Origin of the sequence: Streptomyces sp. DSM 110735, from assembly GCF_016482685.1 — a bacterium.
Taxonomy (GTDB): domain Bacteria; phylum Actinomycetota; class Actinomycetes; order Streptomycetales; family Streptomycetaceae; genus Streptomyces.
This window is the reverse complement of sequence record NZ_JACYHF010000030.1, coordinates 1-22,711: the sequence shown is the minus strand read 5'-3', so window position 1 is coordinate 22,711 and position 22,711 is coordinate 1. Positions and strand designations below refer to the sequence as shown.

General features: G+C 74.0%; 13 protein-coding genes. 4 read left to right on the top strand and 9 right to left on the bottom strand.

Features of this window, described 5'->3' with window-relative positions; all coding sequences use genetic code 11:
* Nucleotides 1–7: 7 nt before the first annotated feature.
* On the bottom strand, nucleotides 8–1,306 hold the full coding sequence (locus IF655_RS29085) for a glycosyltransferase family 87 protein (protein ID WP_199588135.1): 1,299 nt from the start codon (nucleotides 1,304–1,306) through the stop codon (nucleotides 8–10).
* Nucleotides 1,307–1,398: 92 nt separating this feature from the next.
* Between IF655_RS29085 and IF655_RS29080 the strand changes: the two genes are divergently transcribed.
* Complete coding sequence (locus IF655_RS29080; RefSeq protein ID WP_307815099.1) at nucleotides 1,399–3,039, top strand: glycosyltransferase family 39 protein; 1,641 nt, start codon at nucleotides 1,399–1,401, stop codon at nucleotides 3,037–3,039.
* On the opposite strand, the gene IF655_RS29075 is transcribed toward IF655_RS29080, so the two are convergent.
* Complete coding sequence (locus tag IF655_RS29075; protein ID WP_199588134.1) at nucleotides 2,981–3,511, bottom strand: MarR family winged helix-turn-helix transcriptional regulator; 531 nt, start codon at nucleotides 3,509–3,511, stop codon at nucleotides 2,981–2,983. The two genes, IF655_RS29080 and IF655_RS29075, sit on opposite strands and share 59 nt — an antisense overlap.
* 119 nt (nucleotides 3,512–3,630) lie before the next feature.
* Between IF655_RS29075 and IF655_RS29070 the strand changes: the two genes are divergently transcribed.
* Entirely contained in the window at nucleotides 3,631–4,044 is a 414-nt protein-coding gene (locus IF655_RS29070) for an organic hydroperoxide resistance protein (protein WP_199588133.1), read from the top strand.
* Between the two features lie 39 nt (nucleotides 4,045–4,083).
* On the opposite strand, the gene IF655_RS29065 is transcribed toward IF655_RS29070, so the two are convergent.
* The 7 genes from IF655_RS29065 to IF655_RS29035 form a co-directional block, all read right to left on the bottom strand.
* On the bottom strand, nucleotides 4,084–6,303 hold the full coding sequence (locus IF655_RS29065) for a bifunctional glycosyltransferase/CDP-glycerol:glycerophosphate glycerophosphotransferase (protein WP_199588132.1): 2,220 nt from the start codon (nucleotides 6,301–6,303) through the stop codon (nucleotides 4,084–4,086).
* A 6-nt stretch (nucleotides 6,304–6,309) separates the two neighbouring features.
* Nucleotides 6,310–8,511 carry a bifunctional glycosyltransferase/CDP-glycerol:glycerophosphate glycerophosphotransferase gene (locus IF655_RS29060; protein ID WP_199588131.1) on the bottom strand — a complete coding sequence of 734 codons (2,202 nt, stop codon included), beginning with the start codon at nucleotides 8,509–8,511 and terminating at the stop codon, nucleotides 6,310–6,312.
* Nucleotides 8,512–8,784: 273 nt separating this feature from the next.
* The gene (locus IF655_RS29055) at nucleotides 8,785–10,962 is read right to left on the bottom strand and encodes a CDP-glycerol glycerophosphotransferase family protein (protein WP_199588130.1); all 2,178 of its coding nucleotides are present in this window, start codon (nucleotides 10,960–10,962) and stop codon (nucleotides 8,785–8,787) included.
* Nucleotides 10,963–11,114: 152 nt separating this feature from the next.
* Nucleotides 11,115–12,020 carry a carbohydrate ABC transporter permease gene (locus tag IF655_RS29050; protein WP_199588129.1) on the bottom strand — a complete coding sequence of 302 codons (906 nt, stop codon included), beginning with the start codon at nucleotides 12,018–12,020 and terminating at the stop codon, nucleotides 11,115–11,117.
* Nucleotides 12,017–13,342: a carbohydrate ABC transporter permease gene (locus IF655_RS29045; protein WP_199588173.1), complete on the bottom strand. Its 1,326-nt coding sequence runs from the start codon at nucleotides 13,340–13,342 to the stop codon at nucleotides 12,017–12,019. The genes IF655_RS29050 and IF655_RS29045 overlap by 4 nt, the downstream gene beginning before the upstream one ends.
* Before the next feature lie 48 nt (nucleotides 13,343–13,390).
* The gene (locus IF655_RS29040) at nucleotides 13,391–14,791 is read right to left on the bottom strand and encodes an ABC transporter substrate-binding protein (RefSeq protein WP_199588128.1); all 1,401 of its coding nucleotides are present in this window, start codon (nucleotides 14,789–14,791) and stop codon (nucleotides 13,391–13,393) included.
* Nucleotides 14,792–15,014: 223 nt separating this feature from the next.
* Nucleotides 15,015–18,287 carry an FtsK/SpoIIIE domain-containing protein gene (locus tag IF655_RS29035; RefSeq protein WP_199588127.1) on the bottom strand — a complete coding sequence of 1,091 codons (3,273 nt, stop codon included), beginning with the start codon at nucleotides 18,285–18,287 and terminating at the stop codon, nucleotides 15,015–15,017.
* Nucleotides 18,288–18,639: 352 nt separating this feature from the next.
* On the opposite strand from IF655_RS29035, the gene IF655_RS29030 reads away from it, so the two are divergent.
* Together IF655_RS29030 and IF655_RS29025 are read left to right on the top strand one after the other, a co-directional pair.
* Nucleotides 18,640–20,349: a serine/threonine-protein kinase gene (locus IF655_RS29030; RefSeq protein WP_199588126.1), complete on the top strand. Its 1,710-nt coding sequence runs from the start codon at nucleotides 18,640–18,642 to the stop codon at nucleotides 20,347–20,349.
* A 213-nt stretch (nucleotides 20,350–20,562) separates the two neighbouring features.
* Entirely contained in the window at nucleotides 20,563–21,780 is a 1,218-nt protein-coding gene (locus IF655_RS29025) for a serine/threonine-protein kinase (RefSeq protein WP_199588125.1), read from the top strand.
* Nucleotides 21,781–22,711 lie beyond the last annotated feature (931 nt).

Genomic DNA, 22,711 nt, shown 5'->3' with positions numbered 1-22,711 from the left:
TACCCTGTTAAGAGATACTCAGTGGTCGTTCCGGAAGACGGTCGGAATCGGCTCGCGGTTCCGTCGCGGACGGTGCCGTCGCGGGGGCGGGCGGCGGCACGGACGGTCCCGGTGCCGGGCGCGTGGAGCGCCACAGCCGGACGAAGGACAGCGCCGCCGCGGCGACCAGCAGCCCGACGCGGGCCAGCGCCAGCAGACCGCCGGCCCAGCTTCCGCCGGTCACCTCACCGTAGAACACCGGGAAGACCAGGCTGCTGAGCGCGCTCGCCGCGAGGACCAGCACCGCCACCGGGCGCTGGGAGGTGTGCCGGGAGGTCAGGCAGACGGCGGCGAGACCGAGCAGCCAGACCAGGTACTGCGGGCTGATCACCCGGCTGGTCACGGTGAACAGCAGCACCGCCGCGAGCGCGGTGTCGTAGGGCGTCGCCGGGTTCCAGCGCCGGGCTTTCCACCGCCACAGCAGCAGCAGGGCGAACGCGCTCGCCGTGAGCGCCAGCGAGACACCGGCGACGGCGCGCACCCCGGGTCCGACCAGTTCCGTCGCGCCGTACTGGTAGCGGACCCGCCCTGGCCAGCCCGCGTGCCGGGCCAGGTTCAGCAGGGTGCCGCCGAGCGACTCGATCTGCACACCCCGCCCGCTCTGCTCGCCCAGGAAGGAGAGCGGGTCGCTGAAGAACACCGCCAGCAGCGCGAGGGCAGCGCATCCGGCGCCCACCGACCAGACCCACGCCGTCCGGGTCGCCCGTCCCCTCGGCACACCGAGCAGCGCGAGCGCGGGCCACACCTTCACCAGCGCGCCCAGCGCCCCGAACACCCCGCCCAGGCGCGGGGACCGGTTCAGGGTCAGCAGGCAGAGCACGGCGAGCGCGGTGACCTGCACGTCGTAGCGGCAGAGCGGGATGTGCAGGAGCAGCGGTACGCCGCCGGTCCACAGGGCGGCGCCCTTCAGACTCCGCCCCGGGCGGCGGGCGGCGGCGACCAGCAGCGCGGTGATCAGCGCGTCCGTGGCGAGGGTGAGGGTCACGAACCCCTGGAGATAGTCGAGTCCGGGCAGCGCGCCGGGGGCCAGCAGCACCGCTCCGGCGCCCGGCGGGTACTGCCACATCGTGTCCTGGGTGGGGAACGCGCCGTTGGACAGCACGCCGTACCAGTGGAAGTACAGCCGCGACACCTCCCGCGTCACCGAGCCCCCGCCCAGCAGGGGCGCGGCGGAGTGGGCCAGCAGCCACAGCATCAGGGCGCGGGTGGCGAGCCAGGCGGCGGTGAGGGCGAGGAACGGTCCGGGGGTGACACCAAGGCGCTTCATCGAGGGGGGAGCGTAATCCGGGTGGATGGTGTATCCGCGCCGATACGCCGTCAATGGTCATAAAAGGTTGTCTCATCGCAAAAGATCGGGCCGTGGTGAACGTCGGGCCTCTTGTGGAACCGCAGCCGCTCGACGCGGCTGGATCAGCGGCTGCCGCACCGGTGCGGTTGGCGCGGCGCGCGGTCGTCCGGACGCCGGGGCGCGGCGCGCGGACCGCCGCCGCGCTCGTGCCCGCGGCGGTGATGCTCGCGCTCGGGCTGTGGGGCGTGGACCGGGGCGGGATGTGGCGCGACGAAGCCGTCACCCTCCAGGTCGCGCGGCGCGGGGTGCCCGACATCTGGCGGCTGCTGCACAGCGTGGACGCCGTGCACGGGCTCTACTACCTGCTCATGCACGCCGTCCTCGCCGTCCGCCCCGACGAGGTCCTGCTGCGGCTGCCCTCGGTGTGCGCGGCGACGGTGACCGCCGCCCTGGTCGGCGCGCTCGGCGCCCGCCTCGCGGGTCCGCGCGTCGGGCTGTGGGCCGGACTGCTGTACGCCATCACGCCGATGGCCGGGCACTACGCGCAGGAGGGTCGCTCCTACGCCCTCGTCGCCGCCGGTGCCACCGGCGCCACCCTGCTCCTGACCCGCGCGGTCGGCACCGGCTCCTGGCGCTCCTACGGTCTGCTGCTCGGACTCACCTGCTGGCTGCACGAGTTCGCGGTCCTGCTCCTGCTCGCCCACGGGGTCTCGCTGGCGCTGGCCCGCGCGGAGAGACGGGTCTGGCGGGGCTGGGGGCGCGCGGCGGGCGCGGTCGTCCTCGCGCTGCTGCCGATGGCGCTGGTCTCGCACGCCCAGTCGGCCCAGTTGGCGTGGCTCGGACCGCCGACCTGGCACACCGCCCAGGGTCTGCTGCGGGCCTTCCTCGGCGAGAGCGACCCGCTCTACTGGACCTGCCTGCCGCTCGCCCTGCTCGGTCTCGGGGGACTGACCGCACCGCGCGGACGGCTCACCCTCGCGCGCCTGTGCCTGCCCCTGACCGTGGTGCCGCCCGCCGCCCTGATGCTGGCCTCGCAACTGTCCCCGCTGTACGTCGACCGGTATGTGCTCTACGCCCTGTCGGGGGCGCCGCTGCTGGTGGCGGCGGGGGCGGACACGGTGGTCCGGCTCGCGCGGCGGGCGCTGCCCACGGGCGGCGGACGGTGGCGGTCCTCCCTCGTCGCCGCGTTCGGCGTCGCCCTCGTCGCGCTCGGCTACTCCTGCCAGCTTCCGCTGCTGCGCGCCGACCGCGACCCGGCGAACCGCCCCGACGACCTCGGCGCCGTCGCCCGGGTCGCCGAGCACGCGGTGCGCCCCGGACAGCCGGTGCTGTTCCTGCCCGCGCAGGCCCGCAACGCCGCCCTCGCCTACCCGGACGCCTTCCGGGGCGTACGGGACGTGGCGCTGATGTCGCCGGTCGCCGCCTCCGGCACGCTGTACGGACAGGAGGCGGACCCGGCGCTGCTGCGGGCGCGGCTGGCGCGGCTGGACCGGGTGTGGGTCGTGGCCGACCGGGATCTGATGGAGGGGCGCTGGAGCCCGGCCGGAGCCGCCGAGCGGGCCAAGATGGCGCTGCTGGCCACGGAGTTCACGCCCGTCGAGGAGTCGCTGAGTCCGGACGCGAGCGTGCGGCTGTACGTGCGGCGGACCGGGGTCAGCGGGGCTCCGGGGACGCCTCCAGGTCCCTTACCGCCGCGTCCAGTGCCGAGGTGAGACGGTCGAGGCGGTCGCGCAGCTCGCCGATCTCCGCCGGGTCGGCACCGGTCGCGACCGCGATCCGGCGGGGCACCTCCAGCGCCCGCTCGCGCAGCGCCGCGCCCTCCCCGGTGAGCCGCACCCGCACCGAGCGCTCGTCCAGCGCGCTGCGCTCCCGGCGGACCAGACCGGCCGACTCCAGCCGTTTGACCAGCGGGGACAGCGTGCCCGAGTCGAGCCGCAGATGCTCCCCGAGCGCCTTGACCGGCAGATCCCCGCGCTCCCACAGCACGAGCATCACGAGGTACTGCGGGTAGGTGAGCCCGAGGTCCTTCAGCAGGACCCGGTAGACGCCGTTGAACGCGCGGGACGCGGCGTGCAGGGAGAAGCAGATCTGCCGGTCGAGCCGGAGCCAGTCCGCCTCGGCGGCGGGCGGGGCGGTGTCGGCGCTCGGCGCGTTGCCTGCGGGCGGGGTGGGCGAGGCGGTCATGGGACCAGGATAGCCGGGCAGACGTCATTCGGTTGCGCACAATTTAATTGCGTGCTCTACTCGAAACCGTGAGGGCGGCGGACCGCCGCCGCACCCGACTCCTGAGAGGGATGGTCCCCATGGACGCGCTCTACACCGCCGTCGCCACTGCCACCCACGGCCGCGAGGGCCGCGCCGTCTCCTCCGACGGCCGGCTCGACCTCGCCCTGGCCGCGCCGGCGGAACTGGGCGGCAACGGCCAGGGCACCAACCCCGAGCAGCTCTTCGCCGCCGGGTACGCCGCCTGCTTCGGCAGCGCGCTCGGGCTGGTCGGCAAGCAGGCCAAGGTGGACGTCAGCGACGCCGCCGTCACCGCCGAGGTCGGCATCGGCAAGCAGGGCGAGGGCTTCGGCCTGAAGGTGACGCTGCGCGTCGAGCTGCCCGACACCGTGGACGCCGCGACCGGACGCAAGCTGGTCGAGACCGCCCACCAGGTCTGCCCGTACTCCAACGCCACCCGCGGCAACATCGAGGTCGACCTCGTCGTCGAGTGAACCTCGGTGCACTCCGGTGAACTCCGCTGACCTCCGGTCTCAGGACGACGGCGTGAGCACCCCGTCGCCCATCGCCGGACGGGGGACACGCGCCGCCGGGGCATCCGGCATGGGCTCGCCGAGCAGCAGCGTGCGCACCACGCGCTCGGCGGCCCTGCCGTCCTCGTACGCACAGAACCGCGCCCGGAAGGCGCCCCGCAGCGCCGCCGCGTCCGCGTCCCGCCACGAGCCGGACGCGAACAGCCGGACCAAGTCGTGTTCCGTGTACGCCACATGCCCCGGCGGCTCCGCCGTGACGTCGAAGTAGGTGCCCCGGCTCGCGGCGAACGTGGCCAGGTCGTCCGCGAACAGCACGATCGGGCGGTCCAGGTTGGCGTAGTCGAACATGATCGACGAGTAGTCCGTCACCAGCGCGTCCGCCGCGAGCAGCACCTCCGCCGCGTCCGGCTCGTCGGTTGCGTCCACCACGACCCCGCGCCGGGCCAGCTCCGCGAGCCCCATTCCGCGCGCCGGACCGGCGGCGAGCGTCGGATGCAGCCGGACCACCAGGGTGTGCCCCGCGCCCAGACCGGCCGCGAACCGCGCCAGGTCCAGGCGGTCCACGTGACCACTGCGCTGGTAGTCGCGCCGGGTCGGGGCGTACAGCACCACCGTGTGGTCCTCGGGAATGCCGTGCCGCAGCCGGAAGTCCGCGCCGCGCAGCGCGCCCGAGCGCACCAGCACGTCGTTGCGCGGGCTGCCGGTGCGCGCCGAGGCGAAGTGGCAGGGGTAGGCGCGCTCCCACACCAGCTCCGCGTACCGGCTCGCGACCAGGCTGTGGTCCCAGCGGTCGGCGCGGCGCAGCATCCTCGGCACGTCGAAGCCGAGCCGGGCGCCCGGGCGGTCCAGCAGATCGGCGCCCAGGAGCTTCAGCGGGGTGCACTGGTGGGTGTGGATGTGCACGGCGCCGTCCCGCTTGGCCAGATCGCCGGGCCAGTTGACGTCGTTGACGAAGAACGTCGCGCGCGCGGTGACCTCGCCGTAGCGCCGGGAGCCGACGACGGCGTACTCGGTGCCCTCCGGCAGCCCCGCCGCCGTCTCCTCGTCCCGGACCACCCACACCCCGCGCAACCGGGGCGCGATCACCTCCGCCGCGCGGTACACCGCCGCCGGGTCGCCCAGCATCCCCCGGTGCGAGGACGCCGAGTACACCACCAGGTCGGGGTCGAGCGGGCGCCGCGCGTGCAGCGCCGTCCAGGTGCGCCGGGACCGTACGGCCGCCGCGCCGCGCACCCGACCCGCCCGCCGCCGCGCCTCCCGTGCCGCCCGCACCGCCTGACGGCGCAGCAGATACGCCCGGTAGCCGCCGGTCAGCACCGCGGTCTCGCCCGTCACCTCGGCGCCCTCGGGGCGGTGCGCGCGGAACAGCTCGGCGGTGCGGTGGAAGAACTCCGCCTTGTCGGCGGGCGGCAGCCGGTCCGGCTTGGACAGGATGTCCAGGCAGTGCTCGCCCATCTTGCGGTGCAGATACGGGCGCCACACCCACAGCTCCGGATGCGCCGCCACGAACGCGAAGACCCGCTCGTACTGGTCGTGGACGTCGAAGTGCTTGCGGCTCGTGGTGGACAGGATGTTGCCCTGCCTGCGCTGCCGGTAGTTCACGCAGATCCGGTCCAGGGCGGCGATCCGCCCGGCGCTCAGCAGCACCGGGAAGGTCCAGGGGGTGTCCTCGTAGTAGCCGGGCGGGAAGGCGAAGCCGTGCTCGGTCACGAAGTCGCGCCGGTAGACCTTGTTCCACACCACCATCAGCAGGTCGAGGATCTCCGGGCGCGTTGCCGCCGTGAAGGTGCCGGGTCCGGACTCCGCCAGCACATGGGCGAGGACGTTGCGCCGGGTGCCGCCCCACCAGTAGGTGCGCGCGTAGTCGAAGACCAGCACGTCCGGGTCCGCGGTCTCGTCCAGCCGGTTCGCGACCGCCTTGAGTGCGCCCGGGGTCAGCGTGTCGTCGCTGTCCAGGAAGAGGAGGTAGTCGCCGGTGGCGTGCGGCATCCCGGCGTTGCGGGCGCGGCCCAGACCCACGTTCTCCGGCAGGTGCAGCACCGTGACGCGCGGGTCGCGGGCGGCGTACTCGTCCAGGATCGCGCCGCAGCCGTCCGGCGAGCGGTCGTCCACGGCGATGACTTCGAGGTCGGCGTACGACTGGCCGAGCACCGAGTCCAGACACTCGCGCAGGAAGCCCTGCACCTTGAAGCAGGGCACGATCACACTGAAGCGGGGCACGGCGGGTCAGCTCCTCACGAGGGTCGCGGCGGCGGGGGCGGGAACACGCTCCGCGAGCGGGATCACCGGGGGAAGCGCCTCCGGCGGCTCTTCGAGCAGCACCCGGCGTACGACACGCTCGGCGGCGCGCCCGTCGTCGAACTGGCAGAACCGCTCCCGGAACCGAGCCCGCAGCTCCCGGGACTCCGGTCCCGCGTACTCGCCCTCGCGGAAGATCCGGGCCAGTTCCTGCGGGGTCCGGGCGACCGGGCCCGGCGGGGCGGACATCAGGTCGAAGTAGACGCCCCGGGTCTCGCGGTAGACCTCCCAGTCGTCGGCGTAGATCACGACCGGACGGTCCAGGTTGGCGTAGTCGAACATGATCGAGGAGTAGTCCGTGATCAGCGCGTCCGCCGCCAGGCACACGTCCTCCGCCGAGCGGTGCGCGGTCACGTCGATGATCCGGTCCGAACTCCGGGCGGTGCCGCGGTCGTAGAAGTAGTGGGCGCGCAGCAGCACCACCACCTCGTCACCCGCCGCGCGGCAGAACTCCTCCAGATCCAGACCGGTTTCGAAGCCGTCGGACCAGTCGCGGTGGGTCGGCGCGTACAGCACGGCGGTACTGCCCTCGGGCACGCCCAGCTCACGGCGGACGCGGGCCACGTCCTGCGAAGTCGCCGTGCAGTACACGTCGTTGCGCGGATAGCCGTACTCCAACTGCTCGTAGGAGCCCGGGAAGGCGCGCTCCCACATCTGGGTGGAGTGCGCGTTGGACGACAGGTTGAAGTCCCAGCGGTCCACCCGCCCGAGCAGCTTGGTGAAGCTCCCCGAGCGCGACGCCACCACCGGGTACGTCGACTGGTCCACGCCCATCGTCTTCAGCGGGGTGCCGTGCTGGGTCTGGAGGTGGACGCTGCCGGGGCGCTTGACGACTCCCTCGGCGAAGTTGGCGTTGTTCACCAGGTACTTGGCGCGGGCCAGCAGCTCCCAGGAACGGTGCGAGCCGATCACCGCGTGCTCGACACCGTTGGGCAGCGTGTGCTCCTGCCCCGCCTCCACCAGGAACACCGACCTGATGTGCGGGGCGAGTTCACGCGCCTTGGCGTGGATCGCCGCCGGGTTGCAGGCGTAGCCCCGGCCCCAATAAGCGCAGTACACCGCCAGGTTGGGGTCCAGCGGGCGGCGCAGGGCGCGGGCATAGCGCAGCCGGGTGCGCGCCATACGGGGGCGGGGCAGCCGGGCGAGGACTCCGGCGGCGGCGCGGTTGGCGCCGCGCAGCGCCCGGAACGCGCTGTACGCGCCCGCCGCGAGCAGCCGGTGCTGCACTCCGAGGCTGCCCTCGGGGAAGCGGTGCCCGGCGGGGCGGTGACGGCGGTAGAGGCGGGCGGCCCGGCGGAAGAACCTGCGGTGTCCTGAGGGGAGCCGGTGCGGGCGGGAAGCCGTCTTCAGGACCTCGGTGAAGAGCTGGTCGAAGAGCGCCCGCACCCGCGCGGCGGGCAGCCCCGCCCCGGCGGCGCGGGTCAGCACCAGCTCCACCTGGTCCAGCAGGGTGTGCTGGTGCGCGCCCGGCAGGTTCAGCCTGCTGCCCTGGCGGCGCGCCCGGTGCCGCACGAGCGGACGGCGCAGCACGGCCGCCCGGCGCGCGGCCACCGCCACCAGCCCGGCCCAGCCGAGATCGGTGAAGTGACCCTCGGGGAAGGCGAGTTCGTGCTCGGTGAGGAAGGCGCGCCGGTACACCGCGCTCCAGGCGGGCAGCCGCGTACCGAACGGCTCTGCCACCATCGCGGGGTCGTAGGCACCCTTCGGCGCCTTGGCCAGCAGCGGGGCGGCCGGGTTCGCAGGATCGCCCTCCCACCAGGGCACGCGCTCGTACTCGCCGTGCAGCACGTCCACCCCGGCGGTCTCCGTCAGCCGGGCGTCCGCCGCCGCGAGCGCGCCGGGCAGCAGCAGGTCGTCGCCGTCCAGGAACAGCACGTACGCCCCGGTCGCCGCCCGCGTCCCGGTGTTGCGGGCGCCGCTCAGCCCCGCGGACGGCGGCGAGTACACCGGGCGCACCCGGGGATCGCGCCGGGCGTACTCGGCCGCGACGTGGGCGGCGGGGGACTCGGCGTCGTCGCAGACCGGGATCAGCTCCAGGTCGTCGAAGGACTGGGCGAGGACCGAGTCCAGGGCCTGGGACAGCCGGCCCGGGACCCCGTGCGAGGGGACGATGATGCTGAAGCGGGGCATTCTGTTCTCTCTGTCGTCTTGCGGACGCGGCCGGTCGCCTGGTGGAGGCGGGCGGTCGGCCGGTGGGGGGCGGCCAGTCGTCCCCCGGCTGCGGGCTGTCGTCCTCGGGCGGCGGCTTGTCGTCCTGCGGCTGCGGGCTGGCGTCCTGCGGGCGCGGTCCGTCGGGCGGTGGGCGCGGCCGGGGCGTCCTGCGGGGCGCCAGGTGGACGGTCGGCTCGGGGTGGGCCGGGTCGTGGAGCGGGGCATCGGAACTCCCGGAAGATCCAACGGTGTTCAGCGGCCGTCGGTGACGGGACCGGAGGGTTCCGGCACCGTCACCGGTGGCGCGAGGGCGCGCGCGGCGGCGGAGGGCACCGGGCGCCGGTCCACGACCGGGATCACCTCGGGCAGCCCGTCCGCCCGGCCGAGCATCACGTGCCGCACGATCCGCTCCGCGGCGCGCCCGTCGTCCAGCGGACAGAACCGCTCCCGGAACGCCGCCCGGGGTCCTGCCGCGCCGGGGTCGCGCCAGCGGCCGGAGACGAACAGACCGATCACCTCGTCCTCGCCCCGCGCGACCTCGCCGGGGGCGTCGGGGAAGCCGTCCCCGGCGTGCACGACGATCGGGCGGTCCAGACCCGCGTAGTCGAACATCAGCGGCGCGCCGTCGGTGAGCAGCGCGTCCGACGCCAGGCACAGCTCGGCCGCGCTCGGATGCGCGGAGACGTCGAGCACGCCCGGGATCTCGCGGCGCCAGAGCACCGGTGCCCGACCGGCGCGGACCAGCACGACGAAGCGCGGACCCAGCTCGCGGGCCAGCCGCTCCAGGTCGAGGACGGGACGCCGGGTGAACGGATGGTCCCGGCGGGCGGGGGCGTAGAGGATCGCGACCGTGCCCTCGGGGATGCCGAGCGCGGTGCGCAGCCGGGTCACGTCGGCCGGAGTCGCCCGCTGGAGCACGTCGTTGCGCGGGCGCCCGTACACCAGGGTCGTGCAGGGGTCCGGCTGCGTCCGCTCGGCGGGCGGGGCGGTGTGCGGGCCGGGGGAGAGGGCGTAGTCCCAGGGCGCCGGGGTGTGCGGGCGGCGGGTCTCGGACGCGGGTCCGGTGCCGGGGGGAGCCGTCCAGGGGGCGGTGTCGCCGGTCTGGAGGAAGACCTGCCCGGGGCGTTTGCGGACGCCGGGCGCGAACACCCCGTTGCTGATCAGGTACTTGGAGCGGGCCAGCGCGCTCCAGCAGGCGGCGGAGCCGGGGCGCAGCGGTCGCGTTCCGCCGGGACAGGACTGCCCCGGGTGCGCGATCCACGCGGTGCGGATGTGCGGGGCGTGCCGGTGCAGCGCCTCCGCGAGCGCCGCCGGGTCGCCGCCCGTGCCGCCGGAGTCGGCGAACACCGCGTCGTCCTCGCGCAGCGGCAGCCGCAACTGGACCCGGTAGTGCAGCCGCAGCGCGGCGGCCCGCAGCGCCCGCACCCGGTCGGCGGCGCAGGCGCGGGTGCGGCGGCGCACCGCCGAGACCAGCAGCAGGGTGCGGTAGGTGCGGTGCAGCCCGAAGCGGACCAGCGCGTGCCGCACCCGGGCGCGCCGGGAGGGGCGGGGAGCCGGTACCCGGTAGCGGCGGTAGTGGGCGCGGGCGCGGCGCAGGAAGCGGGGACGGCTGCGGCGCGGCAGCCGGTCGGGGCGGCTGAAGACGGTCGCGTAGTGCTCGACCATCTTGTTGAACAACTCAGGTCGCCAGCAGTCCAGTTCGGGACGGGTGTCGACGTAGGCGAAGACCCGCTCGTACTGGTCGAGGACGTCGAAGTGCCGGTCGCTGGTGGTGCGCAGGATGGAGCCGGTGTGGCGCTGGCGGTAGTGCACGCACACCCGGTCAAGGGTGGCGATGGTGTCCGCCGACATCAGCACCGGGAAGGTCCAGGGGGTGTCCTCGTAGTAGCCCGGCGGGAAGACCAGCTCGCCGTGCTCCACGAAGTCCCGCCGGTACGCCTTGTTCCACGCCACCATCAGCACCCGCAGCAGCCCGGGGCGCTCCACCAGGCGGAAGGGGGCAGGACCGCGCTCGGCCAGCCGCGCCGCCTCCCGGTTGCGGACCTCGCGCCCGTCGCCGTAGGTGCGCGCGTAGTCGAAGACCAGCACGTCCGGGTCGCCGGTCTGGCTGATCCGGTCCGCGACCGCGCGCAGGGTGTGCGGGGTGAGGGTGTCGTCGCCGTCCAGGAAGAGCAGATAGTCGCCGGTCGCCCCCGCCATCCCCGCGTTGCGGGCGGGTCCCAGCCCCTGGTTGGCGGTGAGGTGCAGGGGGCGCACCCGGGCGTCGCGCCCCGCGTACTCGTCGATGATCGTGCCGCACGCGTCCGGCGATCCGTCGTCCACGGCGATCAGTTCGAGATCGGCGTACGACTGCGAGAGCACCGAGTCCAGGCACTCGGAGAGATACGCCTGGACCTCGTACGCGGGGACGATGACGCTGAACCTGGGCAAGGGACATCCATGGGTCGCTCGGCGCGGGCCTTCTGCCCGCGGCAACGGCCGTCCGGGTGACTTGGTTACGGTCCCTACGGCATACGGGGGACATGTCACGGGGGCGGTCCGCACCGGACCGCCCCCGCTCCGCAAAAACGTTCTGCTCGCGGCTACTTGACCGCGCCCGCCATCACGCCGGACACGAACTGCCGCTGGAACGCGAAGAACACGGCCAGCGGGATCACCATCGACAGGAACGCGCCGGGCGCGAGCACGTCGATGTTGTTGCCGAACTGCCGTACCTGCGTCTGCAGGGCGACCGTGATCGGCTGCGAGCCGGACTTGGTGAACACCAGCGCCACCAGCATGTCGTTCCACACCCACAGGAACTGGAAGATGCCGAGGCTCGCGATCGCCGGACCCCCGAGCGGCAGCACCACCCGGGCGAACAGCCGGAGTTCACCCGCACCGTCGAGCCGCGCCGCCTCCAGGAGTTCGCGCGGGATCTCCGCGAAGAAGTTCCGCAGCAGGAACACCGCGAACGGCAGCCCGAAGCCGACGTGGAACAGGATCACCCCGAGGATCGACCCGAACAGACCGATCTTGCCGAAGAGTTCGGCGATCGGGATCAGCGCCACCTGCACCGGCACCACCAGCAGGCTCACCACGGCGAGGAACCACCAGTCCCGCCCCGGGAACTCCATCCACGCGAACGCGTACCCGGCGAGTGAGCCGATCAGCACCACCAGGACGGTCGCCGGGACCGTGATCAGCACGGTGTTGACCAGCGAGTGCGTGATGTCGCCGTTCTCCAGCAGCCTGCGGTAACTGTCCACGGTGAGCTGGGAGGGCTCGGCGAACACCTGCCACCAGCCGCTCGCGCTCATGTCCTCCGGCGAGCGCAGCGAGGAGATGAGCAGCCCGATGGTCGGCACCAGCCAGAACAGGCCCACCACCAGCAGGAACGCCCGCACCAGAGAGCCGCCCAGCCGCGCGGTGAGCCGCTCCCCGAGCGGGGTCCGCGCCGCCGCGACCGGCGCCGCGGACTTCCGGACGCTTTCGGCACTCGTCGTCATCGCCGCTCCTCCCGCCGCAGCCGCCGGATGTTGAACAGCATCACCGGGATCACCAGGAGCAGCAGGAACACCGCGATGGCGCTCGCGATGCCCGGCTGCCCCTCCGCGAAGCCCTTGCGGTACAGCTCCAGGGCCAGCACGTTCGCGTCGTCCTGGGACGAGCCCGGCGCGATGATGTAGACGAGGTCGAACACCTTGAGCACGTTGATCATCAGCGTGACCGTGACCACCGCCAGGACCGGTGCGAGGAGCGGCACGGTGACCTTGCGGAACACCTGCCACTCGCTCGCCCCGTCCACCCGGGCGGCTTCGAGGAGTTCGCGCGGGACACCGGCGAGCCCGGCGGCGATGAGCACCATCGCGAAGCCCGCCCACATCCACACGTACGAGCCGATGATCGCCGGGGTGACGAGAGCCGGTCCCAGCCAGTCGACGCCGTTGTACGCCTCCTTGAAGTTGCCTGCTGGAAGCCTTAGTTGGGCTCCGTCGGCGGCGGCGGGGAGGCTGAAGGTGCCGTCGGCTGCCGCCTTGGTGGACGCCACCACGCGGCCGTCCTTCACCGCCTCGATCCGCATCCCGGCGTACCCCACCTCCGAGGGGTCGGGCGCGCCGAGCTTCCCGACGCCCTTGCCCCGGGTGAAGTCCTGCCAGGTCGTGCCGGTGACCCGACCGGGCTCCGGGCGGGCGGCGACGGCTCGCTTGACGTCGTCCGGCAGTTGGTCCGGGGCGACCCCGACGAGCGGCAGGGAGACCGGGGTGCCCGCGCGCACCGGGTCCTTCGTCACGAACCCGCCGCCCTGCGCGACCAGCGGCGACTCGCGCCCCGGGTGCGCCTTCGGGAACGCCGAGGACTGCGCGAAGGTGTCGTGCACCCCCACCCAGACCGCGTTGGCGACCCCCTTGTCCGGGTCCTGGTCGTACACCAGGCGGAAGATGATCCCGGCGGCCAGCATCGAGATCGCCATCGGCATGAAGACGACCAGCTTGAACGCCGTTCCCCAGCGCACCCTTTCGGTCAGCACCGCGAAGACCAGACCGAGCGCGGTGGAAACGGCGGGCGCGAACACCACCCAGATGATGTTGTTCTTCAGGGCGGTGCGGATGCCGTCGTCCGTGAAGATCGCCTTGTAGTTGTCGAACCCCGCCGCGTGGTCGCCGGAGGCGTCGTAGAAGCTGCGGACCAGCGAGTACCCGATGGGGTAGACCACGAGCGCGCCGAGCAGCACCAGCGCGGGGAGCAGGAAGAGGGCGGCGACGCTTCTGCGGGTGCCGGTGACGCTCCGGCGCCCCTTGCGCGGACCGCTGCTCCTGTCCTTGGACACGGCCGGGCCCGGCGGGGCTCCCGCCGCCGCTTCCGGTGTCGTCACCGGTCAGCTCCCGTTCCCGTACGCCGCCGCCGCGTCCTTCTCCAGTTGCCGCTGGGTGCCCGCCACGTCCTTGGGGTTCTTCAGGAAGTCCTGGAGGTCCTTCCACTCGCCCTTGCCCGGAGTGCCGCCGAACGCCTGCGGTGCCTGGTCGGACATGTCGAACCGGAAGTCGTCCCCGGACGCGATCAGCGCCTTGGCGATGGTGCGCTGCACCTGGTTCGGGTATGCCGAGTCCGGCACGTTCTTGTTCGGGGAGAGATAGCCGCCGAGCTTCGCCTGGATGGTCGCCGCGTCCGGGGAGGCGAGGAAGGTGGCCAGCGCCTGCGCCGCCTTGGAGTCCTTCAGGATCACCGCCGCGTCGCCGCCGGAGACCACCGGCGCGGTCGAGCCCACCGCCGGGAAGGGGAACACCTTGGCGTCCGTGCCCACCTTCGCCTTGGTCTCACCGATGTTGACCTGCGCGAAGTCGCCCTCGTAGACCATCGCGGCCTTCGGCTGGTCGCCGCCGCTGAAGGTCTGCGTCACCGACGCCGGGAACTCCGTCTGGAGCGCGCCGTCCGCGCCGCCCGCCACGTAGTCCTTCTTGCCCCAGACCTCGGCGAGCGTGGTGAGCGCCTTCTTCACCGAGGGGTCGGTCCACTTGATCTTGTGCTGGGCGAGCTGGTCGTACTTCTCCGGACCCGACTGGGAGAGATAGACGTTCTCGAACCAGTCCGTCAGCGTCCAGCCGTCCGCGCCGCCCACCGAGAACGGGGTCACCCCGGAGTCGTAGACCGCCCGCGCGCTGGTCAGCAGCTCCGGCCAGGTCTTCGGGACCTTCGCGCCCGCGTTGTCGAAGACCGCCGCGTTGTACCAGATCAGCGACTTGTTGGCTGCCTTGTAGTAGACGCCGTAGCTCTTGCCGTCGACCTTGCCGATGTCCTGCCAGCCCTGGGAGTAGTTCTTCGACAGCTCCTTCAGCGCCTCGGGACCGAGCGGCTTGGCCCACTTCTTCTCCACCGCCTGCCTGATCGCGCCCGGCTGCGGCAGCAGCGCCACGTCCGGGGGCTGACCGCCCGCGATCTTCGAGCCGAGGAAGTTGATGATCGGGTCCTGCGCGGGCACGAACGTCACCTTCGCGCCCGTGCGCTTCTCGAACTCCGCGAGGACCTTCTTGAAGTTCTTCTGCTCGGTGCCGGTCCAGACGGCGGCGACCTCCAGGTGCGCGCCGTCCAGCTTCGGCAGGGTCACGGTGGAGCCGGTGGACCCGCCGCTCTTCTCCCCCTTGTCCTTGTCACCGCCGTCGCCGGAGCAGGCGGTGAGCGCCAGGGCTCCCGCGAGCAGCGCGGCGAGCGCGGCGGGAATCCTCTTCGCGGCCCGGTTCGTGGTCCGGTTCGTCCGGCTGGTGTCGCTCGTGCGGCGCATCACTTCCCCGTTCGTCGTTCTCCGTTGAACGCCGGACCGCCGTCGCGCGCGGTGCACGCGTGCACACGGTCCCGTGGGCTCCGGTGTACGCCGGGCCGTACGGCAGCGGCAAGAGCGCGTGCGCCGTACGGCCGCGCATCGTGACCGGCTCGTGACGGTGGAGGTATGCGCGCGAGGGCACACCAGTGGGGGCGGACCACGGGACCGGACCAGTCGGGGCGGGCTAGAGGAGCGAGGGCACCTGTTCCGCCGAGACCTGCCGCGCCGCCCGCTCCACCGCGCTCGCCAGGAGCGCGAGGTCGGTCGGACCGTTGCCCAGCTCGCGCACCGGGCGGCGGGCGGGCGGATCGCCCATCCGTTGCCACTCCAGCGGCAGCACGGTCGGCCGCTGGGTCGCGGTGCGCGGGATGCGTCCCGTCACCCGGCCGCCCTGGAAACCGGTCGCGCGTCCGTCCCGGTACGCCAGCCTGCCGCGCCCCGGCGCCGGTTCCCCGCCGGTGTCCCCGCCGCGCTCGGAGGGCGGCGCGTCGAGGACCGCCCGCAGGGCAGCCCTGCGGACCGGCTCCGTCTGCGCCGTACGCCCGTCGGTGCCGGTCGCCGCCACCAGGTGCACGCCGAGCCGCTCGCCGTCACGGGCGACCGCCTCCAGGGCGCGCAGCACCGAACCGGCGGCGGGGCGCCCCGGCGAGCCGAGCGCGGGGGAGACCAGCGCGTCCAGGTCGTCCACGACCACCACGAGCCGGGGCAGCGCGGGCGCCGCCTCGGTCCGCTGCCGCGCCGCCGCGCCGGGTCGCAGCCGCAGCGTGGTGCTCGGCGGCGACTCCAGGTCACCGGTGCGCCCGCCGTGGGCGCGCTGCGCGACCATCCGGTCCGACACCGCGCGCCCCGCGTGCCAGTGCGCGAAGTCCGCCGTCCCCACCAGCTCGGCGCGCCGCTTCAGCTCCGCGCTCAGCGACTGCGCGAACTCCCGCATCCGCACGGGGTCGTTGGCCAGCAGATGGGTCGTCACATGCGGGATGTCGGTGCACACCCGCAGCCCGTCGCCGAGCCCCGCCCCGGTGCCCACGCCGTCCCGCCCGTCGATCAGCACAAGCCCGAGCCGGTCGGGGCGTTCGGCGGCGGCCAGCGACGCCACCACGGCCCGCAGCAGCTCGGTACGACCGCTGCCGGGCGGTCCCTCGATCAGCAGATGCGGTCCCTCGCTCACCAGGTCGGCGGTCACCGGACCGTGCGGACCGGCACCGAGCACCGCGCGCGCCCGCCCGCCCAGCGACTCGGTGTCGTCCGCCGCGTCCGCCCAGCGCGCCATCAGCGAGGCGGGAGTCGCGCGGGCCAGACCCAGCTCGTCCAGCAGCCGGGCGGAGCGGGGCAGCGGCACGGCCACCGGCGCCTGCGGACCGCCCACCGGACCCTGCGGACGCAGCGGCGCCAGCGCCCGCGCGAACCGCTCCGCCCACGCCGCCGACACCGCGTCCACGGCAGCCACCGCGCCCGGCGCCACCGGACCGCCCGGCGCCACCCGCATCAGCCTGAGCGCGCTCGCCACGTCCCCGCTGAGCAGCGCCACCGCGCCGCAGTGCCGGAAGGTCGGCGTCGTCGCGCACGCGTCGTCGTACGTCCCCGCCACCGGCGAGGCGGGCGAACACGCCGCCGTCTCCGCCAGGCACACCACATGGATCCCGGCGCGCGGACCGGTCACGGCCAGCCGCGCCACCGCCTCGCGCAGGGACGCCCCGCCGGGGTCGCCGTCCACCACGACCACCGTGTACGGACCGGGGTGCGCGACGGGTCCGGGCGCCGCCGGGTCCTCCACCCGGCGCAGCAGCTCCTCGGTACGCGCCGCCGCCTGCTCGCGGTCGTACGCCAGCAGCAGCCGGCAGTCCTGACCATGACCGGGACGCACGTGCGGCAGCCAGCCCAGCCACGCCCACTCCGCGAGCCGCTCCTCCAGCGGGCGCGAGCGGTCCGCGCTGATCAGCACGATCTCCAGCAGCTCGGGCGAGTGCAGCGCCGCGAGCTGCGCCAGCACGGCGCGCGCGAGTCCCGCGAGCCGGGGGCGCGGTCCGGCGAGACCCAGCGCGCCCGCCTCGCGCAGCGCGGCGGTCACCGGTACGGCGGGCAGTCGTCCGGCACCGTCCGGCGCGGGGCGGTCGGTCGTGCCGAGCCGCACGGTCAGCGCCTCCGGGTGCCCGGGACCGCGCTCCCACAGCCGGGGTCCGGGACCCAGCGCGGTCAGCAGCAGCGCGGCGGGGTCGGGCCAGGTCTCGGGGCGCCGGGTGTCCTGGACCAGCGTGTCGGGGACGGCGCGCACGTCCTCCTCCGCCCGCTGTTCCTCGGGGCGTGCGCCGGTCAGCTTGCGCGCCCAGGCGCCGATACCGCCCCGGCGGCGGGCGGACGGGGGCAGATCGGTGCCGCGCAGCGGGGTGTTCTTGCGGGTGGGACCGTCGTCGTAGGGGTCGTCGTACGGCGCGTCGTACGGTCCCTCGTCCGCCGCCCGCTCCGTGACGCCGTGCTGCCCGGCGTGGGTGCCGGACGCCGCCGGGGCGTGCGGGCCGGTGGCGTAGTGGGTGCGGTGGTCCTCGTCGCGGCTCTCGATGCGCGGGGCGCCCGCCTGCTCCGGGACGGTCGGTCCGGGGCGGTGGTGCTCCCGTTCGACCGGGTGCGCGACGCCGTAGGCGTGCTCGGTGCGGCCGTGGGGCGCGTCCTGCGCGGCATCCGCGAGGGGGGCGCCGCCCGTGCCGTAGCCGGTGTCCGCGCCGTCGTACGCGGGCGCGTTCGTGCCGTCGTACCCCGTGCCCGGGATGCTCGACCCCCGCGCGGCGCCCAGCGGCACGCGCACGCAGCCCTCGCCGTCCGGCACCGTCGGTATCCGGGCGGCGGTGCTCGCGGACGGGGTCAGGCGCAGCGCGGACTCGCCCAGGCGCAGGAAGGCGCCCTCGGGGAAGCGCAGGGGACGGTCGGTGACCCGGGTGCCGTCCAGGGTGGTGCCGTTGGTGGAGCCGAGGTCGGTCACCGAGACCCGGCCGTCGGCGGCGACGGTGACCGCGCAGTGCAGCCGGGAGACGTCCGGGTCGTCCAGGGGCACATCGGCGTCGGCGGAGCGGCCGACCGTTATCCGGCCGCCGTGCAGCAGATGGACCCCGCCCGCGTCCGGTCCCGCGACCACGTGCAACTGGGTCGGCGCGCCGTCCGGCTCGGGGTCGGACTCGGTCGCCGCCGGGGCGCCCAGGGAGAGCACGGCGCCGTCGACCAGCGGGGGCTCGCCCAGGGTGTGGCGGCGGGTGTCCAGGCGCTCCGCGCCCGCGTACAGCACCACCGGGGCGCCGCCCGCGTCCCGGCCCGCGCCGCTCTCGCCGGTGACCGCCACGGCCAGCGCGGGCGCGACCGCGCCCAGGTCGGTGCCCACGGGCGCCGTGACCAGCACGTCCCGGCTCGCGGCACGGCCCCGCCGGGAGGACGCGCCGAGCGGATCTACGACGGTCAGCCGGATCTGCATCGCCGTCAGCGGTCCCTTCTGCCCCGTCGCGGGCGCCCCCACCCCCGCACGGGCACTTCGGCCAGTACTGGAGGCATCCTCGCACCTGTCGCCGGGCACTCGCCCACGCTCCGGCGCCAAGTGATCTTGATTGGTCAGCTCTGCCCCCAAAAGTGCCTGACCAGGAACGCCTCGTTGATCACTTGAGATCGGTCACGTCCAGGACCGGGCAACCGGAGGACCGAGGTGGGCGTCTTTCCCCCGAACATGGGCGGGAACGCTCACGTACTGCCCAGAGGGCCCCACTACAGTGGGTCGGAACGCCGGGAGAACCGGCGCGCAAGCAGCCAGCCAGCAGCAGGGAGCGCGTGACGTGCGGCCAGTCGGCAGTAAATACCTGCTTGAGGAGCCGCTCGGGCGCGGCGCCACGGGCACGGTCTGGCGTGCCCGGCAGAGGGAGACCGCGGGCGCCGAGGCGGCTGTGCCGGGCGCGCCCGGCGAGACCGTCGCCATCAAGGTCCTCAAGGAGGAGCTGGCGAGCGACCCGGACATCGTGATGCGCTTCCTGCGCGAGCGTTCCGTGCTGCTCCGGCTCACCCACCCCAACATCGTCCAGGTCCGCGACCTGGTCGTCGAGGGCGACCTCCTCGCCCTCGTCATGGACCTGGTGGACGGTCCCGACCTGCACCGCTACCTGCGCGAGAACGGTCCCTTCTCCCCGGTCGCCGCCGCTCTGCTCACCGCGCAGGTCGCCGACGCGCTCGCCGCGAGCCACGCCGACGGGGTGGTCCACCGCGACCTCAAGCCCGCCAACGTGCTGCTGCGCCAGTACGACCAGCAGATGCACCCGATGCTGACCGACTTCGGCATCGCCCGCCTCGCCGACTCCCCGGGACTGACCCGCACCCACGAGTTCGTCGGCACCCCGGCGTACGTCGCCCCCGAGTCCGCCGAGGGGCGCCCGCAGACCTCCGCCGTCGACATCTACGGCGCGGGCATCCTGCTCTACGAACTGCTCACCGGGCGCCCGCCGTTCTCCGGCGCGACCGCCCTTGAGGTGCTCCACCAGCACCTGAGCGCCGAGCCGCGCCGCCCCTCCACCGTCCCGGACCCGCTGTGGACGGTCATAGAGCGCTGCCTGCGCAAGAACCCCGCCGAGCGGCCCAGCGCCGAGAACCTGGCCCGCGCGCTGCGCGTCGTCGCCGAGGGCGTCGGGGTGCACGCCAACCCCGCGCAGATCGCCGCCGCCGAGGGCGTGGGCGCGCTGCTCGCCCCCGACCCGGCACCCGCCTCCGTCCCCGGCGCGCCCGGCTCCGCCGACCCGACCCAGGTGCTGCCGACCAACGCCGCCCAGGGTCCGTACGGCGGCTACGACCCGAACGCGGCCACCAGCGTCCTGCCGAACACCGGCTTCTCCGGCTCCGCCGACCCCACCACCGCGCTGCCCCACACCGGCGCCGCCGACCCGACGGCGGTCATGCCCCCGGTGCCGCAGAACCAGCCGGGCCAGTACCCCGGCCAGGACCAGCAGGGTCCGCCCGACCAGCCGCACCCCTGGCAGACCCAGTTGCGCGCCGCCCGGGACCGCAACGAGCAGACCCAGATCCAGTACGTCGACCCCGACGAGGACCCGCTGCGCCGCCGCCCCCAGCGGCAGGTCGCCCGCCCGCAGCACCAGCCGCGCCCCGTCCAGCAGCCGCAGCAGCGCCCGCAGCCGCGCCGCCAGACGCCGCAGCCGCAGCAGTACGCCCCGCCGCCGCAGCAGTACGCCCCGTCGCCGCAGCCCCAGCAGCGCTACGCGCCGCCTGCTCCGCAGCGCCCCGCCGCCGAACCCCGGGCACCGCGACAGCGCGGCGCCAACCCCATGAAGATCCCCGGCCTGGGCTGCCTGAAGGGCTGCCTGTTCACGCTGGTCATCCTCTTCGTCGCGGGCTGGCTCATCTGGGACCTGACGCCGTTGCACACGTGGGTCGGCAATGGCGAGGGCTATTGGCACAAGTTGAGCGACTGGGTGGGCAACGCCTACGACTGGGTGAGCAACCTCGGCAGCTCCTCGGACAGTTCGTCGGGCAGCGGCAACTGAGCCGCCCGGACGTGACTCCGGACACTCGACTCTGGGGACTTGTCGACATCCAGAGGGTGATTTCCGGCTCCGCGGTGAAGGTGAGCCCGTCGGACGCGTAGTTTTGTCGCTCTGGAGTCCTCGTGTGTCGTCCGGGGGCCCGGGGCGGGGCCGCGGCGTGCCCCGCGTCCCGGTATGCCGCGGCGGCGGCAACGCGCGTCTGTAGGAGCAGTCTTGGCACGGAAGATCGGCAGCCGGTACACCGCGAACCAGATCCTGGGGCGGGGCAGCGCCGGGACGGTGTGGCTGGGCGAGGGACCGGACGGTCCCGTCGCGATCAAGTTGCTGCGCGAGGACCTCGCGTCGGACCAGGAGCTGGTCGGACGCTTCGTCCAGGAGCGCACGGCACTGCTCGGGCTTGAGCATCCGCACATCGTCACCGTGCGCGACCTGGTGGTCGACGGCAACGACCTCGCCCTGGTCATGGACCTCGTCCGGGGTACGGACCTGCGCACCCGTCTGGAGCGCGAACGGCGCCTGTCGCCCGAGGCGGCCGTGGCGATCGTCGCCGACGTGGCGGACGGGCTCGCGGCCGCGCACGCGGCGGGTGTCGTCCACCGCGACGTCAAGCCCGAGAACATCCTCCTCGACATGCGCGGTCCCCTCGGACCCGGTGGCGCCCATCCCGCGCTGCTCACCGACTTCGGCGTGGCCAAGCTCATCGACACCCCGAAGCGGACCCGCGCCACGAAGATCATCGGCACGCCGGACTATCTGGCACCCGAGATCGTCGAGGGGCTGCCGCCCCGCGCCGCCGTCGACATCTACGCCCTGGCGACCGTGCTCTACGAACTCCTCGCGGGTTTCACTCCTTTCGGTGGCGGACACCCCGGTGCGGTCCTGCGGCGCCATGTCACCGAGACGGTCGTCCCGCTCCCCGGCATCCCCGAGGAACTGTGGCAACTGATCGTCCAGTGCCTCGCCAAGGGCCCGGCGTCCCGCCTCCGCGCCTCCGAACTGGCCACCCGCCTGCGCGAACAGCTCCCCTCCCTGGCGGGGCTGCCCCCGCTGGAGGTGGACGAGCCGGAGTCGGAGGAGGCGGAGGGGGTCCCTGAGGAACCGCTCCCCACCGCCGCCTCCCCGGTCCGTCGCCGAGGCGCGGTCTCCCTCGTCCCCGGCTCTCGACCCGACTCCAACCGCGACACCCACACCTCCATGCGCGTCCCCGCCCCCGACGAACTCGCCGGCGGCGCCCACGGAACCGCTCGCGCCCCGCGCCCCTCCGGCTCCCCCCGCCCCGGCTCCGCCCGCCACCGAGCGGCTGCCCGCCGCCGCAAACTCACCCTGACAATCGCGGGCACCCTCCTGGTCGCCGCCCTCGGCTACGGAATCTGGTCCACCTCCACCGACGACACGCCACCCCAGAACACCGAGACAACATCAACCCCCTGACCCCCCTGGGGTCCGCCCCCGCTTTGCCCACCCACCCACCCGCCTCGCTTGGCACCAAGGCGAGGCACCAAGGCATAGGGCGCCTCACAGTGCCGGTCGCCTCCGTGAGGGCGGGGAGGTGGCGCTCGCGGTGGTGGGGTGTCTGGCGGCGCCGGGTCGTCTTGGTGGGTGGGAGGCGATTGATCGGGGGTGCGGGGTGTTCGGTGACCCCTGGTCGTCTCGACGGGCGGGGCGGTGACTGGTCGAGGTTGCGGGGTGTTCGGTGGCGTCTGGTCGTCTTGGTGAGCGGGGAGGCGGCTGCTCAGGGCCCGGGGGCGTCCGCTGCCGCCGGGCTGTCTCGGTTGGGCAGGCGGGTGATTGCTCAAGGGCGGGGGGTGTTCGGTGACCCCGGGTCGTCTTGGTGGGCGAGGTGGTGACTGCTCCATGGGGCGTCCGGTACCGCCGGGGTGCCTCGGTGGGCGCGGAGGTGGCGGCTCAAGGCTGGAGGGTGTTCGGCGGCGCCCGTCGTCTCGGTGGGTCGGGTGGTGACCTCGCGGCGGCGAGATGTCTGGTGACCCCGGGTCGTCTCGACGGGCGGGGCGGTGACTGGTCGAGGTTGCGGGGTGTTCGGTGACCCCGGGTCGCCTTGGTGGGCGGGGGAGGCGACGGCTCAGGGCCGTGGGGCGTCCGCTGCCGTCGGGTCGTCTCGGTGGGCGGGCGGCGATTGCTCAAGGGCGCGGGGCGTTCGGCGCTGCCTGGCTGTCCCGGTGGGAGGGGTGGTGACTGCTCGCCGTGGTGGGGTGTCTGGCGGCGCCGGGTTGTCTTGGTGGGTGGGGAGGCGATTGATCAGGGGCGCGGGGTGTTCGGCGGCACCTGGTCGTCGTGGTGGGTGGGTGGTGACGGCTCAGGGCCGCGGGATCTCCGGTACGGCCGGGTCGTCTCGACGGGCGGG

Excerpts from the sequence above, each read along its gene's own strand:
- IF655_RS29085 (WP_199588135.1), bottom strand. The coding sequence starts at position 1,306 with ATGAAGCGCCTTGGTGTCACCCCCGGACCGTTCCTCGCCCTCACCGCC.
- IF655_RS29075 (WP_199588134.1), bottom strand. The coding sequence starts at position 3,511 with ATGACCGCCTCGCCCACCCCGCCCGCAGGCAACGCGCCGAGCGCCGAC.
- IF655_RS29070 (WP_199588133.1), top strand. The coding sequence starts at position 3,631 with ATGGACGCGCTCTACACCGCCGTCGCCACTGCCACCCACGGCCGCGAG.
- IF655_RS29060 (WP_199588131.1), bottom strand. The coding sequence starts at position 8,511 with ATGCCCCGCTTCAGCATCATCGTCCCCTCGCACGGGGTCCCGGGCCGG.
- IF655_RS29050 (WP_199588129.1), bottom strand. The coding sequence starts at position 12,020 with ATGACGACGAGTGCCGAAAGCGTCCGGAAGTCCGCGGCGCCGGTCGCG.
- IF655_RS29040 (WP_199588128.1), bottom strand. The coding sequence starts at position 14,791 with ATGCGCCGCACGAGCGACACCAGCCGGACGAACCGGACCACGAACCGG.
- IF655_RS29035 (WP_199588127.1), bottom strand. The coding sequence starts at position 18,287 with ATGCAGATCCGGCTGACCGTCGTAGATCCGCTCGGCGCGTCCTCCCGG.